This is a genomic window from Candidatus Pelagibacter sp. HIMB1636 (genome assembly GCF_052047675.1).
GTDB lineage: Bacteria > Pseudomonadota > Alphaproteobacteria > Pelagibacterales > Pelagibacteraceae > Pelagibacter.
Genome location: NZ_JBNAJP010000001.1, coordinates 1,352,888 through 1,369,987, shown reverse-complemented (window position 1 = coordinate 1,369,987; position 17,100 = coordinate 1,352,888). Strand labels below are relative to the sequence as shown.

At 28.1% G+C, this 17,100-nt stretch carries 20 protein-coding genes; 16 read left to right on the top strand and 4 right to left on the bottom strand.

Annotated features, from left to right (window positions below; all coding sequences use genetic code 11):
- Window positions 1-41 precede the first annotated feature (41 nt).
- Window positions 42-581 (top strand): c-type cytochrome, encoded by a 540-nt coding sequence (locus ACTTA6_RS07200; protein WP_440613464.1) that lies wholly within the window; start codon window positions 42-44, stop codon window positions 579-581.
- On the opposite strand, the gene argF is transcribed toward ACTTA6_RS07200, so the two are convergent.
- Window positions 573-1,502, bottom strand: coding sequence for an ornithine carbamoyltransferase (argF, locus tag ACTTA6_RS07195; protein WP_440613465.1), 930 nt, complete (start codon window positions 1,500-1,502; stop codon window positions 573-575). The two genes, ACTTA6_RS07200 and argF, sit on opposite strands and share 9 nt — an antisense overlap.
- Window positions 1,502-2,671, bottom strand: coding sequence for an aspartate aminotransferase family protein (locus tag ACTTA6_RS07190; protein ID WP_440613466.1), 1,170 nt, complete (start codon window positions 2,669-2,671; stop codon window positions 1,502-1,504). The genes argF and ACTTA6_RS07190 overlap by 1 nt, the downstream gene beginning before the upstream one ends.
- Window positions 2,672-2,841: 170 nt before the next feature.
- On the opposite strand from ACTTA6_RS07190, the gene ACTTA6_RS07185 reads away from it, so the two are divergent.
- Window positions 2,842-3,336, top strand: a complete 495-nt coding sequence (locus ACTTA6_RS07185) for a GcrA family cell cycle regulator (protein ID WP_440613467.1) — start codon at window positions 2,842-2,844, stop codon at window positions 3,334-3,336.
- A gap of 4 nt (window positions 3,337-3,340) precedes the next feature.
- Here ACTTA6_RS07185 and ACTTA6_RS07180 read toward each other — a convergent pair whose 3' ends face one another.
- The gene (locus ACTTA6_RS07180; protein ID WP_440613468.1) at window positions 3,341-4,324 is read right to left on the bottom strand and encodes a complex I NDUFA9 subunit family protein; all 984 of its coding nucleotides are present in this window, start codon (window positions 4,322-4,324) and stop codon (window positions 3,341-3,343) included.
- A 16-nt stretch (window positions 4,325-4,340) separates the two neighbouring features.
- On the opposite strand from ACTTA6_RS07180, the gene ACTTA6_RS07175 reads away from it, so the two are divergent.
- Genes ACTTA6_RS07175 through ACTTA6_RS07110 form a run of 14 tightly spaced genes read left to right on the top strand, consistent with a single transcriptional unit; the run spans window position 4,341 to window position 16,758 of the window.
- Entirely contained in the window at window positions 4,341-4,952 is a 612-nt protein-coding gene (locus ACTTA6_RS07175) for a ribonuclease D (protein ID WP_440613469.1), read from the top strand.
- A complete protein-coding gene (locus tag ACTTA6_RS07170) occupies window positions 4,952-5,917 on the top strand; it encodes a KpsF/GutQ family sugar-phosphate isomerase (RefSeq protein ID WP_440613470.1) in 966 nt (321 codons plus the stop codon). The genes ACTTA6_RS07175 and ACTTA6_RS07170 overlap by 1 nt, the downstream gene beginning before the upstream one ends.
- Window positions 5,918-6,490, top strand: coding sequence for an LPS export ABC transporter periplasmic protein LptC (gene lptC, locus ACTTA6_RS07165; protein ID WP_440613471.1), 573 nt, complete (start codon window positions 5,918-5,920; stop codon window positions 6,488-6,490).
- Window positions 6,491-7,267, top strand: a complete 777-nt coding sequence (locus tag ACTTA6_RS07160; protein WP_440613472.1) for an ATP-binding cassette domain-containing protein — start codon at window positions 6,491-6,493, stop codon at window positions 7,265-7,267.
- Window positions 7,268-7,273: 6 nt separating this feature from the next.
- Entirely contained in the window at window positions 7,274-8,599 is a 1,326-nt protein-coding gene (gene aroA, locus ACTTA6_RS07155) for a 3-phosphoshikimate 1-carboxyvinyltransferase (protein WP_440613473.1), read from the top strand.
- A complete protein-coding gene (gene cmk / locus ACTTA6_RS07150; RefSeq protein WP_440613474.1) occupies window positions 8,596-9,252 on the top strand; it encodes a (d)CMP kinase in 657 nt (218 codons plus the stop codon). Before aroA ends, cmk begins: the two co-directional genes overlap by 4 nt.
- The gene (locus tag ACTTA6_RS07145) at window positions 9,252-10,979 is read left to right on the top strand and encodes a S1 RNA-binding domain-containing protein (RefSeq protein ID WP_440613475.1); all 1,728 of its coding nucleotides are present in this window, start codon (window positions 9,252-9,254) and stop codon (window positions 10,977-10,979) included. Before cmk ends, ACTTA6_RS07145 begins: the two co-directional genes overlap by 1 nt.
- Before the next feature lie 16 nt (window positions 10,980-10,995).
- Window positions 10,996-11,286, top strand: coding sequence for an HU family DNA-binding protein (locus ACTTA6_RS07140; protein WP_440613476.1), 291 nt, complete (start codon window positions 10,996-10,998; stop codon window positions 11,284-11,286).
- A complete protein-coding gene (pyrF, locus tag ACTTA6_RS07135; protein WP_440613477.1) occupies window positions 11,276-11,965 on the top strand; it encodes an orotidine-5'-phosphate decarboxylase in 690 nt (229 codons plus the stop codon). Before ACTTA6_RS07140 ends, pyrF begins: the two co-directional genes overlap by 11 nt.
- On the top strand, window positions 11,965-12,594 hold the full coding sequence (locus ACTTA6_RS07130) for a phosphoribosylanthranilate isomerase (RefSeq protein WP_440613478.1): 630 nt from the start codon (window positions 11,965-11,967) through the stop codon (window positions 12,592-12,594). The genes pyrF and ACTTA6_RS07130 overlap by 1 nt, the downstream gene beginning before the upstream one ends.
- The gene (gene trpB, locus ACTTA6_RS07125) at window positions 12,584-13,813 is read left to right on the top strand and encodes a tryptophan synthase subunit beta (protein ID WP_440613912.1); all 1,230 of its coding nucleotides are present in this window, start codon (window positions 12,584-12,586) and stop codon (window positions 13,811-13,813) included. The genes ACTTA6_RS07130 and trpB overlap by 11 nt, the downstream gene beginning before the upstream one ends.
- The gene (gene trpA, locus ACTTA6_RS07120) at window positions 13,813-14,613 is read left to right on the top strand and encodes a tryptophan synthase subunit alpha (RefSeq protein ID WP_440613479.1); all 801 of its coding nucleotides are present in this window, start codon (window positions 13,813-13,815) and stop codon (window positions 14,611-14,613) included. The genes trpB and trpA overlap by 1 nt, the downstream gene beginning before the upstream one ends.
- Window positions 14,610-15,539, top strand: a complete 930-nt coding sequence (locus ACTTA6_RS07115; protein ID WP_440613480.1) for an acetyl-CoA carboxylase carboxyltransferase subunit beta — start codon at window positions 14,610-14,612, stop codon at window positions 15,537-15,539. Before trpA ends, ACTTA6_RS07115 begins: the two co-directional genes overlap by 4 nt.
- Complete coding sequence (locus ACTTA6_RS07110; protein ID WP_440613481.1) at window positions 15,493-16,758, top strand: bifunctional folylpolyglutamate synthase/dihydrofolate synthase; 1,266 nt, start codon at window positions 15,493-15,495, stop codon at window positions 16,756-16,758. The genes ACTTA6_RS07115 and ACTTA6_RS07110 overlap by 47 nt, the downstream gene beginning before the upstream one ends.
- Here ACTTA6_RS07110 and ACTTA6_RS07105 read toward each other — a convergent pair.
- Entirely contained in the window at window positions 16,755-17,072 is a 318-nt protein-coding gene (locus ACTTA6_RS07105; protein ID WP_075505964.1) for a thioredoxin family protein, read from the bottom strand. The genes ACTTA6_RS07110 and ACTTA6_RS07105 overlap by 4 nt on opposite strands.
- Window positions 17,073-17,100: the final 28 nt, after the last annotated feature.

Sequence of the window (17,100 nt, the reverse complement as noted above, 5' to 3'; positions counted from 1 at the left end):
TTAATTTATCATGTTATACGTTCAAAATTAAATTTATAAAAATGGATTCTTTTGAAATTAACAAAATTGTAGCTGCAGTTCTAATGGTAGCACTTCTTGTTATTGGTATAGGAAAATTATCTGATGTAATTTTTCATGTAGAAAAACCAGAAACTCCAGGTTACACGGTGGAAGTTGAACAAGTATCTACTGCATCATCTTCTACAAAAACTACTGCAGAAGAAAAAGTCGACATCGCAGCATTAATGGCTATGGGAGATATAGCAAGTGGAGAAAAAATATTTAAAAAGTGTGCAGCCTGTCATTCAATAATTAAGGGTGGGAAAAATGCTATAGGTCCAGCTTTATATAATGTCGTTGGAAGAAAAGCTGGAGCAGTTGAAGATTATAAATATTCAAAAGCATTAGCTGCTTATGAAAAAGAATGGACATTTGAAGAGCTAAATGGATTTCTAAAAAAACCTGCAAAATATATTAAAGGTACAAAAATGGCTTATGCAGGCTTAAGAAAAGAAGCAGATAGAGCTTCGGTAATCAAGTATCTAAATGAAAATTCAGATAGCCCAGTTCCACTACCTTAATTTTCCAAAACAATACAACAAAATACTTTTTTGAACGTGAACTCTATTAAGAGCTTGTACCCATACATGAGATTTTTTTCCTAAGAAAATATCTTCAGAAACTTCATTCCCTCTAGGCAGACAATGTAAAAAAATACATTTTTTATTTGCAAAACTCATTAATTTTTTATCAATTTTAAATTTTTTAAATGCTTGAATTTTTTTCTTTTTGTTTACTTTGTCATTTAACGAAATAACTTTATCAGAAAAAATTACATCAGCTCCACTAGCAGCTTTTTTTGTATCATTATAAATATAAATTTTTCTCTTATTTTTTTTAACCCAATTTCTCACTTCTTTTCCTGGTTCAAACTTTTTTGGACAACCAATACTTAATTTAAAAGAAAATTTAACTGAGGCAGCGATTAAACTATCAAGCACATTATTTGAATCTCCAATCCAGCAAATATTTAATTTAGAAATAGGTTTTTTTGTAATCTCTTCAACTGTAAAAACATCTGAAAGTACTTGAGTTGGATGAGAGGACGGGCTCAAACCATTAATGACCGGAATAGATAAATATTTTTTAAAATCCTCAATTTTTTTATCACTATCTGTTCTCAACATAAATCCATCACCATAAGTTGATAGAACCTTCGCTGTATCTGATATACTTTCACCACCTTGTCCTAAATGAAGTTCATTAGATCTAAGTGTTACAGTGCCTCCTCCAAGCTGTTTTATTGCTAAATAAAAGCTCATTCTTGTTCTCAGGCTTGGTTTTTCAAACATTTGGATCAAAATTTTACCTTTTAATGGAGCATCTTTGTCCGTCTCTAATGTATTAAGTTTTTTTCGAGAGCTTTTTCTTTTTTTTGCATCAGTAATTATTTTTCTTAAATCTTTACTGGGAATATCTTTTAAGTTTATAAAATGTTTCATTATAATTTAAATTGACTACAAACTTTATTTATAATTTTTAAAGCTTCATCAATCTCACTTTTTTTAACATTAAGAGGTGGTAAAATTCTGACAACATTTTCTGCAGCACGAATAGTTAATAATTTATTTTCCATTAATTTTTTAATAAAATTTGTCTGATCTTGATGTAACTGTATACCAATTAGAAAACCTCTTCCTCTTATTTGTTTAATAATACTAGGATATTTTTCTTTAATTTTATTAAGGTTTAATAAAAAATATTTAGATAATTTTTTTACATTATTTAAAAACTTTTTATTTGAAACTATATCCATTACTTTATTTCCAACAGACATAGCAAGTGGATTGCCTCCAAATGTTGAGCCATGGGTGCCGGGAGTCATCCCTACGGCTACTTTTTTATTCATAAGAACAGCTCCTATTGGAAACCCACCTCCAATTCCTTTGGCTATTGGAACTATATCTGGTTTTACTTTAGATTTTTCAAATGCAAAGAAATCTCCTGCTCTGCCTATTCCACATTGAACTTCATCCAGAATTAGAAGAATTTTTTTCTTATCACACAATTTTCTAAGCTCTTTTAAACAGAAATCTGGAATAACTTTAATTCCTCCCTCTCCCATTATCGTTTCAACCATTATAGCTGCAGTATCTTTTGTGATTTTCTTTTCTAATGCTTTGTGGTCTCCAAAAATAAAGTGATCAAATCCTTTTACTTTAGGGCCAAATCCTTCTGTCATTTTTTTAGAACCACTTGCATAAATTGCAGCTAATGTTCTTCCATGAAATGAATTTTTAATGCAAAGAATTCTATTTTTATTTGGTTTACCTATTGAAAAAAAATATCTTCTAGCAACTTTAATGGCTGCCTCAGTAGCTTCTGCTCCACTATTTTGAAACATCACATAATCAGCGAATGTTTTTTTACATAGTTTTTTTGCTAGATTTTCTCCTTCAGGAATTTGAAAAGCATTTGATACATGCCAAAGCTTTTTTGATTGGTTGTTTATAGTTTTGATTAAACTTGGATGAGCATGACCTAAAGAATTAACGGCAATACCCATAACAAAATCAAGATATTTTTTTCCATCAGTGGAGTAAAGATAACTTCCCTTACCATACTTAAATGAAATTTTTTTTCTGTTATAATTTTTTGCTAAATTGCTCATAAATTAAATTTGTTTTTATAAATTTTATTTCATAGATACAAGTTATGATTGAAAAACTAATTTTATTTGAGCTAAGCTTTTATTGTTGATAACTCTAATTTTTTCATTGTTTAAATTAAATTAATAACAGTATATTGTCATTTTAAAATTAATTAACACAACATATAGATATGAGCTGGACAGAAGAAAAGGTTTCAAAGTTAAAAGAATTATGGGGCAAAGGTAATACTGCTAGCCAAATAGCTGAAATTATTGGAGGTATAAGTCGTAACGCTGTGATTGGTAAAGCTCATAGATTAAATCTTTCAGCAAAAATCAAAACTAGAACTGCTACTTCAAATAAAAATTTCGAAAATTCAATTGAGCAGAATAACGTTCAATCAAAAAGAGGCCGTAAGAGTAAATTTAAGTCATTAATTATTGAAAAAGATTTTGAACCAGAAAATCCTAAACAATTAGAAGAGCTAGATGAGAATTCGTGTAAGTGGCCAATAGGTCACCCAGATGAAAAAGAATTTTATTTTTGTGGTAGATCTTCTTTAAAAGATTTTTCTTATTGTAAACTTCATTTACTTTATGCATATCAGCCAAAAGGTAAAAAAGAAGAAGTTACAGAAAAAGAGGAAGTTCCAGAATTTATTGAAAAGAAAATTCAATCTGCTTAAAATCTTAACTCGTTTTAATATCTATATTATCTGAATTATATTTTTCTGTGGAAAATTGACCACCTTCTCTCCACATATAGCAATATTTTTTAACCTCTTCATCAAAGTATCTCAAACTTGGTATACCTATATCTGAATTTGATTTATATTTTCCAGATAAAATATTATCATATTTTAAAAGTTTTAATTGATCTCTAGTCAAAAGTGGTTTTGGCATTATTTCAAAAAATCTCGCTGACATTTGTGCTACAGGTAAAGGCATCGGTATTAACAATCTTTTCTTTCCAATTAAATTTAATAATTTTTCTATTATTTCTTTAAATGATATTATTTCCGGACCAACACATTCAATTATTTTGGAATTTACATTATTAGAAATAACATTAAAAATAACATCTGTCAGGTCAGAGCAATGAATTGGTGCAAACTTTGTTTTACCTTCATAATACAGCGGAAATATTGGTAATCTATTTAACAGAGTCATAAAATTTGTTGTAAAATTATCATCTACTGAATAAACAATAGAAGGTCTTATAATTGTGGCCATGGGAAAATTTTTTAGAATTCTTTCCTCTCCATCCAATTTACTTTTAGCGTAATCAGAGTCAGTGGCCTCGTTTATTCCAAGTGCTGATAGATGAATAAAATGTTTAAGTTTGTATTCTTTTGAAAGTTTAGACAACAAAGAAGGAAAGATAGTGTGAATATTTTTAAATGTATTTCCTTTCTTTGACTCAAACAGAATACCAATTAAATTTATACATAAGTCTGCTTTTTCAAAAAGCTTTCTAAGTTTTTGTTCTTCAAAAATATTTGACTCAACAACATCTATATAACCTGCATTTGCTTGGGTTTTAATAATGTAACTTTTTTGATGAATGTTTCTTGTTACAACAGTTACCTGGTAATTATTCTTAGTAAGCTTCCTGATTAAATTTCGACCAATTTGACCACTTCCACCAAAAATTAGACAATTTTTTGCTTTCATATATATATGTTTAAAAATGAGTAATAATATTCAACTTCACAAAAATGATCTACCAGATGATTTAAACTTAGGCAATATAATTGCTGTGGATGGTGAGTTTATGGGTCTAAATGTCAGACGCGATCCATTGTGCTTAATACAAGTATCTTCAGGTAACTCAGATGCTCATATAGTACAATTTGATAGAGCAAATTATCAAGCACCTAATTTAATAAAACTATTGAACAATCAAAATATAACAAAAATATTTCATTATGGACGGGCAGATATGGCTCATATTAAATTTTACTTAAAAACAGAAACTAATAATATTTTAGATACAAAAATTGCTTCAAAACTTGCAAGATCTTACTCTGATAATCATTCTTTAAAAACTTTAATTAAAGAATTTATAAATATAGATATTAGTAAACAATTTCAAACTTCAGATTTTGGAGGTGAATTAACACAAGCTCAACTTAAATATTGCGCAAACGATGTAATATACCTACATCGAATACATGATGAACTGAAAAAAATATTGGAAAGAGAAAATAGAATAAAGCTTTATGAAGATAGTTTAAAGTTTTTAAAGACACGAGTTGAACTTGATTTAGCATCGTTTAAGGATGATATCTGGTCACATTAATGAAAAAAAAGTTTGTTCAACTAGCGAAAAATGTAATAGACCTTGAGATTAGAGCTCTTCAAAATCTTAAAAAAAAAATAAATAATTCTTTTGATGAGGCTGTTATAAAAATTGCTAATTGTAATTCAAAAGTTATTCTGTGTGGTGTTGGCAAGAGTGGTCTTATAGCATCTAAAATTTCTGCTACACTTGCTTCTGTTGGAACACCCTCCTTTAGCATTTTGGCAAGCGAAGCATCTCATGGTGACCTTGGAATGATATCAAAAAAAGATGTTTTGATCCTGATAAGTAATTCAGGTGAAACAGCCGAGCTTAAAAGTATAATTAAATATGCAAAAAGAAATAAAATTATATTAATCGGTATAGTCTCAAAAAAAGAGTCTACCCTATATAAAGCTTCAGATATAAAACTACTAATGCCTGTAGTAAATGAAGCTGAAGGAATAGTGCCAACTGCAAGCACAACATCACAATTAGCTTTGGGTGATGCACTCGCTATAGCAGCAATGAAATATAAAAAATTTGGAAAGATGGATTTTAAAAAACTTCATCCAGCTGGAAGCTTGGGAGCACAATTGAGAACAGTTGAGGATATAATGTTAAAAGGAGATCAACTGCCCTTTGTAAATGAAAATTTAAAAATGAAGGACGCACTTAATGTACTAAGTAATAAAAAATTAGGAATTCTTATTGTGAGAAATAATAAAAAAAAAACTATTGGAATTATTACAGATGGTCAAGTAAGGAGAGTTAATCAAAAAAATTCAAATTTACATTCTCTTAAAGCAAAAGATATAATGACAAGAGAACCCGTTACAATTGATAAGAATGAGTTAGCAGCAAAAGCACTATCTATAATGAATAATAAAAAAATAACTTCTTTGCTGGTAAGTAACAGACAAAAAAAAGATAGTACTGTAGGTGTTGTTCACGTTCACACAATTCTTCAATCAAATATCTTATAGATGCACCTTAATAAAAATGTAAAAGTTATATTTGCATTATTTATAATATTTTTAATAATATTTTTTATTTATTCAAAAAATAAAATTCAAAAAAACAAAAATGTTACTGAAACAGCAGAAGAGGAAATTACCTATAATTCAAACATTATTGAAGATATTGAATATAAATCAAAAGATAATGATGGAAATGAATATAGCATTTTTGCTTCAATGGGTGAAATAGATGTTGCAAATCCTAACATTTTATTTTTGACTAAAGTAAGTGCTCTAATAAAACTTACAAACTCAGAAGAAGTTACAATAAACTCTGACTTTGGAAAATATAACTCAGAAAATTTTGATACAATTTTTTCTAAAAATGTAAAAATTAATTATCTTAAAAATAAAATTACTGGAGATTACTTAGATTTTTCTTTACAAAATAATGTTATGATTATTTCAAAAAATATTACTTTTACAAATGAAGAAAATGTTTTAAATGCTGATGTGATAGAGTTAGATATTAAAACTAAAAATACTAAAATATTTATGCATGAAGAAGACAAGAAGGTAAATATTAAAAGTAAAGATTAAATGGCAATAATAAAAAAATTCAGAATAAAATCTTTCAAAAATATAAATTCAATAATTGAATTTAAAGACATTTCTTTTTCTTATGGAAATAGATTAATATTAGATAACTTAAGTTTTAATATAAATGAAGGGCAGATCTTTGGGATGCTTGGACCTAATGGTGTAGGTAAGTCAACAATTTTTAATTTAATAACAGGTCTTGTAAATCCAGATAGAGGAAAAATTATTATAAGTAAGAATGATGTGAGTTACTACCCAGTCTATTTGAGAACAAAAAAATTTAAAGTTGGTTATGTGCCACAATATGGGGGATATTTTAATGATTTAACTCTATATGATAACTTAAAAGCAATAAGTGAAATTGTAATTGAAAATAAAAATTATAGATCAGAACGAATTGATTATCTTGTCACAAAATTTGAACTTGATAATTTAAAAGATATCAAAGCTAAATTTTTATCAGGGGGACAAAAAAAAAAATTGGTAATTGCTCTATCACTTTTGAGTGAACCAAAGGTTCTTTTATTAGATGAATGCTTTGCTGCACTAGATGTTTTAACAATAAAAATGCTTCAAGAAATAATAGTAAATCTACAATACGAAAATAAAATTACAATATGTATATGTGATCATCAAGCAAGAGATCTTCTTGCTTGTGTTGATATTGCTATGATTTTAAGTAATGGTAAGATTGTAGCCCAAGACACTCCTTCTAATTTGGTAAAAAATATAAATGCAAAAAATGCATATTTCGGTGATAACTTTAAGTTCAACTAAGTTTAAATGTCAAACATCGTTAAAATAAATAACAAAATCAAGAGTTTTAAAAAAATTATAAAGGTACCAGGCGATAAAAGCTTAAGTATTAGATGGGTTCTTTTTGCATCATTAGCTAAAGGGAAATCAAAAGCAAAAAATCTTTTAATGTCTGAAGATGTTCTAGCTGCATTAGAAACAATAAAAAAACTAGGTATCAAAACAACAATTAAAAAAAATGTATGTTATATTTTTGGACAAGGAATTAACGGATATAAATATAAAAGAAATCTTACAATAAACGCTCAAAATTCTGGTACCTTGGGAAGACTTATTCTCGGCTTATTAGTAAATTCTTCAAAACCTATAAAATTAATAGGAGATAGAAGTTTATCAAAAAGAGACTTTAAAAGAATATCAGATCCATTAAGTAAATTTGGAGCAAAATTTAAATTAAGAAAAGGTAATTTTTTACCGCTAAAAATTTATGGATCATCTAAGCTGAAACCAATTACATATAATGAAAATAAAGGTTCGGCTCAGTGCAAAAGTTCAATTATTTTTGCTGCAATGAGAACTGATGGCACAACTAAAATTATAGCAAAAAAATCAAGAAATCATACAGAGCTATTATGTAAGCATTTGAAATTACCAATAACTATCAAAAGTAGAAAAAATTTTGATGAAATCAAAATTAAAAAAGTAAAAAAAATTAATACTTTAAACTATGAGATTCCATCAGATATAAGCTCAAGTGCATTCTTTATTGTTCTGACAGCACTATCTAATAATTCAGAATTAACAATTAAAAACGTAAATATAAATCCATCTAGAATTGGTATTATAACAATTTTAAAAAAAATGGGAGTGAAGATAACTTTTAAAAATAAGAGGACTTATAAAGGTGAAAAAAAAGCTGATATTAAAATAGTAAGTGCAATAAATTTAAAAGCTATTAAATGTCCACCAAAATTAAATAGTGGAGCAATTGATGAATTTTTGGTTATTTTTTTAGTTGCTGCTAAGGCTAAAGGTATTTCTTATTTTAAAAATTTAGGTGAACTAAATCAAAAGGAGAGTCCTAGACTAAAGTGGGCTGAAAAGATTTTATCAAATTTAGGAATAAAAACGATTGCAACAAATGACTCTATTAAAATTTATGGAAATCCTAAGCTAAATTTATATTTAAATAAAAAAATTATTATTAAAAATTATTTAAAAGATCATAGAGTTTTTATGACAAGTTTAATTGCAGCTTACAGTTTTGGTGGGAAGTGGATTATTCATGACAAAGATTCAATAAATACATCATTTCCAAATTTTTTAAAAATAATTGAAGATTTAAAAAAATGATTAAAAGAAAAAATATTTTAAAAATTGCAATTGACTCTCCAGCAGCAGCAGGTGCAGGAACTTTAGCAAAAGCTATATCAGATCATTATAATCTTTTTTACCTTGATACTGGAAAAATTTATAGATTTATTGCTTATTTAAAAATTAAATTCCCAAGAAAATTTAATAATAAATTTATAAAATCAAAAATTAACTCATTAAAAATAAAAGATCTTTCAGATAAAAATTTATTATCCGATAAGGTAGGAACTGAGGCCTCTGTAATTTCTAAAATTAAATCTATTAGGAATATGGTGCACTCATTTCAAATTAATTTTGCTTACAACCCGCCAAAAAAATACAAAGGTTCTTGTTTAGATGGTAGAGATATTACATATAATATTGTTCCTGATGCTGACTTTAAATTCTATATTACTGCAAATGTAAAAACTAGAGCATTAAGAAGATATAAAGAATTAAAAGGACTAAAAAAAATAACAACTTATGAAGAAGTCTTAAAAAGCATTAAAAATCGCGATAAAAGTGATTTAAATAGAAAAATATCTCCATTAAAGAAAACAAAAGATTCACTATTGATTAATACGACAAACCTTAATAAAAGGGCATGTTTTTTAAAAATAAAAAAAATAATAGACAGGAAAATTAATAATTAATGGAAATTTATAAAGATTTATCTAATCCAGCATCTCAAGAATTCGAAAAATTACTAAGTAGTCAGCTTTCAAAAGTTCAAATTGAAGAAGGTAAAATAATTAATGGTAAAATTAATAAAATTACTGAAAAATTTGTATTTTTATTTGTTGAAGGTTTAAAATCAGAACCAGTTCTTGATATTAACGAATTAAAGAGCATGGGTCTTTCAGAGAAAATCAAAGTTGGTGAAACTATTCCAGTTTTACTTGAAAAAATTGAAGATAAAAATGGTGAAGTTTTAGTTTCTGCAAGTAAAGCTCAAAAAATTAAAGGTTGGGAAAAACTAGTAGAAGCATATGAAAAAAATGAACCCATCATGGGTAAAATTACATCTAAGTGCAAAGGTGGATGCATAGTCGAACATATTGATACTGGCTCACTTATGTTTTTACCTGGTTCACAGATAAGTGATAAACCTTTAAAAGACATTAGTCATTTAATGAATGAGCCACAAAAATTTGCGCTTATCAAACTAGACAAAGTTAGAGGAAATGCCTGCGTATCTAGAAGAGAAATAATTTCATCTTTTAAAAAAGAAGATAAAGCAAAAATAGTTGAAAAATACAAAGTTGGTGAAATTATAAAAGGTGCTGAAGTAAAAGGATACAGTTCATTTGGTTGCTTCTTCAATGTCAATGGTGAATTAGATGTATTGGTTCATTTACAAGAAATTTCCTATTCAAGAGTAAATCATCCGGATGAAGTATTTAATATAGGTGAAAAACATGACCTAAAAGTTATTAGTGTTGATAAAGAAAAATTACAAGTTGGATGTTCAGTAAAACAATTATCTCCAGATCCTTTTGAGCATATTGAAAATTACGAATTGAATAAAATCTACAAAGTGAAAGTAGTAAAATTAATGGACTTTGGAGCTTTTTGTGAGCTAGAACCAGGTTTAACAACCTTGCTTCATTCAAGCGAACTAAGTTGGACTAAAAAAAATATTTCAGCAAAAAAAATGTTCAAAGTTGGTGATGAAATAGATTGTGTAATTACTGAGATTGACAAAGACAAAAGACGTGTTGCAATATCACATAGATTAACTCAAGATAATCCTTTTGAAACATTTGAGAAAAAATATCCAGTAGATACTATTGTTGAAGGTGAAGTTGTAAACAAAAATGAATATTCTTTATTTGTTAAAATTGAAGATTTAGATATTGATGCTTTCTTGCATTGTAATGATTTAACGTATTTAAATAATGGAGAAGAGGAACTCTCTAAATATAAAAAAGGTGATAGGCTTAAGGTTAAGGTATTAGAAATCAAATCCTCTGAACAAAAAATTAGAGTAGGTTTAAGACAAACTCAAACAGATCCATTTGACTGGTTCAAAGATAAGTCAAAAAATCAAACTATAACCGTAAAAGTTGTTTCGACCGATAACAAAGGACTTATAGTAAGACCAGAAGGTTGTGAAATGGATTTCCAAATTAAAAAATCTGCGATAGCAATTAATGCTGCCGATGCTAGACCAAGTAGATGGACAGGTGGTGAAAAATTAGACTGTGCAATAGCAGATTTAGATATAAATAAGAGAAAAGTAACTTTAAGTATTAAATTGCTTGAAGAAATTGAGAAAAAAGAAGCTCTAGAAAAATATGGATCTGAGGGTTCTGGTAAAAATCTGCCTTTTTCATCATTATCTGAAGATTTAAAGAAAAAAGAAGAAGAGAAAGAATAATTGAAGAAGTTATAAATTGGCTATTGTAAAATCAAAGCTTTTAAAACAACTCTCTTATAACTACCCAAATTTCTTAAAAAAAGATTTAGAAAAATTCACTGATATAATTTTAAATGAGATAAAAAGAGCTCTTCGTAGAGGAGACGGAGTTGAATTAAGAAATTTTGGAACATTTAGAGTCAAAACTCAAAAAGCCTCGATCAGAAGAAATCCAAAAAATGGCGAAAAAGTTGCAGTTCCTAAAAAGAAGGTAATATCATGGAAAATGAGCAAGGAAATGTTTAAAAAGATCAATAATGAAGAATAAAATTATATTCGTTGCATGTGATACTTCAAATTTAGATCAAATAAAGAAAATTCTTAAAAATATTAATACAAAAAAGTTAAAAATTATTCCAAAATTTGGATTACAGTTTTTTTACTCAAAAAATGGAAGAAAATTTTTAGAAAAATACAAATCAGATTTTTGGTTGGATTTAAAAATAAATGATATTCCACAAACAGCTCTTTCTGCAGTTGATAGTTTAAAAGATTTAAAAAAATGTAAATACATTACTGTGCATGCAAATGGTGGACTTAATATGCTTAAAGCTATCAAAGAGAAAACTAAACAAATTAATAAAAATTTAAAAGTACTCGGAGTTACTGTGTTGACTAGTCTTAACAATAAATCGTTAAAAGAAATTGGTTACACTAAAACAGTTGACCAACTAGTTTTAAAGCAAGCTAGTATTATTAAAAAATCAGGATGTGATGGGATAGTTTGTTCTGCAAAAGAAGCAAAAATGATTAAAAAAAAATACAAAAATTTATTAGTCATAACACCTGGTATAAGATTGCCAGGTGACAGTACAAATGATCAGGCTAGAGTAATGACACCAAAAGATGCTTTCAAAAATAAAGTTTCGGGAGTGGTAATTGGAAGATCTCTTACAAAAGGTAATATTAAGCATAATATTAAAAAATTAATTAATCATTTATACTGATGATTAAGGGTTGCAAAATTTGTGGGATTTCTGATCCTGATACTTTAAATTTTTTAATTAATCATCCTCATCCACCAACATTTATAGGATTTATTTGTAACTATCCAAAAAGTTCTAGATATGTTGAATATGAAAATTTAAAAAAACTTTTAACCAATAATCCAAAACAAAGTTACTATGTTGCTGTTCTGGTAAAACCAAATATAAATATTTTAGAGAAAATTAAAAACTTACCTTTTGATTACTATCAAATATATGATTGTACACCGGAGGAAATAAAAGAGATAAAAGAAAAATATCAAAAGAAAATTATTACAGCTTTCACAATAAAATCAAAGTCTGATTTGAGTAATTATAAATTATATTCTGATGATACTGATATTTATTTATTTGATAGTAAGGGTTACGAGAAAAGTCGGTCTTTTGATCATGACTTGATTAAAAATATCAAATTAAACAAGGAATTAATGATTGCTGGAAATATTCAATACAATGAAGAGCTTAAAAATTTCAAAAATTTGGCAAATTTTATAGATTTATCTGGTGGTGTAGAAACATCTGGATTAAAAGACCTATCGAAAATAGAATTTTTTTTAAATAAAGTTAATGAAATTAAAAATGAAGCTTAAAAAAGGTGTTCCATTAATTGATCAACACGATCAACAAGGTTTTTGGGGAGGAAAATTTGGAGGTAGCTTTATACCTGAAACTTTAAAAAAACCAGTAGAGGATTTAACAAAAGAATTTAAGAAACTTAGAAATAATAAAGCCTTTTTAAAAAAAAGAGATTATTATTTTAAAAATTATATTGGATCTCCAACCTCTTTTGTGAAATTAGAAAATTTGTCCAATCATTTAGGTGGAGCTCAAATATGGGCAAAAGTAGTTTCTGAAGCAAATGGAGGGGCGCATAAAATTTATAATGCCACTGTTCATGCGCTAATTTGTAAAGCCATGGGTAAAAAATATATCGTTGGCGATACTGGTGCTGGATATGCAGGAAAAATGTTAAGTATGGCAGCTAAAAAATTTGGACTTAAATGTAAAATTTTTATGGGTGCTAAAGACATTAAAAGACAAAAACCAAATTGTGACGCTATGAAAAAAAACGGTGCGGAAATAGTACCCGTTTATTCTGGAAGTCAGACTTTAGTTGATGCAGTGAGTGAATGTATGCGATATTGGGTATCTAATTGTGATAATACACACATGTGCGTTGGTAGTACAGTTGGACCGAATATCTTTGTAAAAATATGTGGCTGGTCAACTGCACAAATTTCTAGAGAATTAAGAACACAGCTTAAAAAAGAATTTAAAAAAATTCCAAATAAAATTAAGTTAATTAATTGTGTTGGAGGTGGTAGTTCTGCATATGGATTTTGGAGTGAGTTTATTGATTTTGATAAAAAACAAATAGAATTAATTGGTGTAGAAGCTGGAGGTTCTAAAAAATCTAAACTTCATGCAGCACCACTAAGTAGAAATGCAAAAGTTGGTATTTTGCATGGAGCAGCTTCTTATGTTTGCCAAAATAATGAAGGACAAATTAATGATACAGAATCTATAAGTGCTGGTTTAGATTATCCTGGTGTTAGTCCTATTCATTGCTTTTTAAAAGATACTAAAAGAGCAAGATATACTTATGCAACGGACGAGGATGCACTTAATGCACATGTAATGGTAACTAAATTTGAAAAACTTAATCCAAGTTTAGAACCAAGTCATGCTTTTGCTGAGGCAATAAAAATTGCTCCAAAATTAAGCAAAGATACAATTATAATTGTTAACTCTTGTGGTGATGCAAAAAAAGATAGAGATATTTTAAGAGAAAGATTGGGAAAACATTAATGAGCTCTTTACTTAATAAAACTTTTTTAAATGCAAAAAAAGAAAATAGACCTGCCTTACTGACCTATACAGTTGCAGGTGATAATACTAAAAAAAAATCTTTAGAAATTCTTAAGTCTATTTCAAACTATGCTGATATTTGTGAATTGGGTTTTCCTCACAACACTCCCATAGCTGATGGAGGTCAAATCCAGACTAGTGCCTATAGAGCAATTAAAAATGGTATAAAAATTAACGATGTATTTTCAATTGTAAAAAATTTTAAAAAATCAAAAAAAAATACTCCAATTATACTAATGGGTTATTACAATATGATATTTCAATACAATGAAAATAAATTTTTGGATAAATGTAAAAAATCAAATGTAGATGGAATAATTGTTGTAGATTTGCCTTATCCTGAAAACAAAAGTTTTGCATCAAGATGTAAAAAGAATGGAGTGAATTTTATACAACTGGTATCACCTACTACTTCTCAAATGAGATTAAAAAAAATAATAAAGGAATCGCATGATATGGTTTACTATATTAGCATGTTGTCAACTACAGGGGGTAAACTAAAAGTTTCCCCAAAGAAAATCTTGGAAAGATACAATAAAATTAAAAATCAAAATAAATCAAAAAATGTGGTGATTGGCTTTGGTATTACAGAAAAGACGATTAAATCTCTTAAAAAAGCTGATGGTCTAGTAGTTGGTAGTGCGATATGTAAGGAAATATCTAAATCAATTGAAAGAAGACAAAATACTGTCACAAATGTTACTAATATAGTTAGAAGATTAAGAAATAAAATTCAATGAACTGGATAACCAAAATTATTAAAGCAGGTGAAAAGATAAAAACTGCTATACGTGAACGAGCTACTAAAGAAGATATTGCAAAAAGTGAATGGACAAGTTGTTGTCGTGGACCAATTCTAAAGAAAGATTTGGAAGCAAACCTTTGGGTATGTCCAGATTGTAATAAACATCATAGAATTAAACCAAAACAAAGATTTGATATTTTGTTTGGAAAAAACAACTATGAAGTTTTTAAAACACCAATTCCAAAAGATGATCCTTTAAATTGGTCAGACTCTAAATCATACAAAGATAGATTAAAAAGTGCTCGTAAGAAAACTGGATTAGATTGTGGAATGATGGTTGCATCTGGGACAATCAATAATATTAAAATAACAGCTGTTGCATCTGATTTTGACTTTTTAGGAGCTTCAATGGCTGCTGCAGAGGGTGAAGCATTTTTATATGGAATTCAACATGCAATAGAAAATCAAACACCATTTATATGTATAAGCGCTGGTGGAGGAATGAGAATGATGGAAAGTTTAATTTCATTATCTCAAATGACAAGAACAACGCTTGCAATTAATGAATTAAAGAAAAATGGTTTGCCCTATCTAGTTTGTATTACAGATCCAACTGCAGGAGGAATAACTGCCTCATATGCAATGTTAGGAGATATTCATATTGCTGAACCTGGTGCATTAATTGCATTTGCAGGTGCAAGAGTTATTCAAGGAACAGTAAAAGAAGAATTGCCGGAAGGTTTTCAAAAAAGTGAGTACGTTGAAAAAACTGGGTTTGTTGATTTAATAGTAGAGAGAAGAGATCTAGCATCTAAAATAGGAACTTTATTATCAATATTGTTAAAACAAAATTCTGCTATAAGTTCTGAACAAAATGAAACTTCAGAAGATACTCAGCAATTTTCAAAAGTTGCATCCTAAAGAAATCGATCTCTCACTCGATAGAATTCAAAATCTTTGTAAGAAATTAGGAAACCCTCAAGATAAAATTAAGGCCATATCAGTTGTAGGAACTAATGGAAAGAACTCTACCATCCAGGCTATTTATGCGATTCTTAAGGAGAAGAATTTAAAATGTAATGTATATACGAGCCCACATATACAAAAAATTAATGAAAGATTTGTATTTAATAATCAGGAATTAAACGACGAGGAATTAGCTGATTTATTAGAAGAGGTCGAAAAAGTTAATAATAACGAACCAGTAACTGTTTTTGAAATGTTATCAGCTTGTTTTTTTTATAAAGCTGCCCAATATCCTAACAATATCAACTTAATAGAAAGTGGTTTATTCCATCGTTTTGATGCTACCAATATTTTAAAGAGTAATCTTGCAAGTATAGTAACATCTATAAGTAAAGACCATCTCGACTGGCTTCCAAAAGAAAATCAAACAATTGAGCAAATTGTTTTTGAAAAAACATCGGCCTTACTTAATACAAATATTGTTGTCGCAAAGCAAAATAAAAAAGAGACAATGGAATGTATTAAAAAAACTATTAAACATAACTCTTCAAATAAGTTATTTTTTAATGAAGACTATAGTTATTCAATTCAAGAGAATGGTTTTTTTTACTATGAGGATAAATTAGGAGGTTTGAAACTTCCTCTACCGAATGTTCTTGGTCAGTTTCAACTAGAAAATATATCGACTGCTATTGCAACTATAAGAACTTTAAATCTTGGAATTCAAAGCAATGAAATAGAAAGTGGTATTCAAAATATTAATAATCTTGCAAGATTACAGGAAATTAAATCTGGAAAACTAAAAGAACTTGTAAAAAATAATACATTATTAGTTTCTGGGGATCATAACCCTGATGGAGCTAGAGTAGTAAATGAATACCTCCAAACTTTAGATTGTAATAAACACATAATCTTAGGTATGATGTCCAACAAGGATCATAATGAGTATATTAGTTATTTTAAAAATATCTCAACCTTGACCACTATTGATATTCCAAACCAACCTAATTCAATTGGCGGAAAAGACTTAAAAAACAAACTAAATTCATTCAAAAATGTTCAGTACAAAGAAGATATATTTGATGCAATCAAGTCTATTTCGGTCAAGAAAAACGATATAATCTTAATTACAGGTTCTCTTTATCTAGCTGGAGAAATACTTAATTTGAATTAGATATTTTTTTCTAAAAATTCTTTCATGTGACTTTCAGGTACCCCACCAACCTTTCTATCTACTTCAACACCTTTTTTGTAAATAATAACAGTTGGTACGCCTCTTATGCCGGCAGCACTTCCAGTGTTTATTCCACCATCTTCTACATCAGCATAATAAAAACCAGCTTTACCTTTGTATTCATCAGCTAATTTATCCATCACTGGTTTTAAAGCTTTGCAAGGTCCGCACCAAGCAGCTGAAAACTGGATTACTGAAACATCTTCATTTTTGATTTTACTATCAAAATCTTCATCTTTAAAATCTATAAGCATAAATCCTTTCTATAAATTAAAGTTTTAA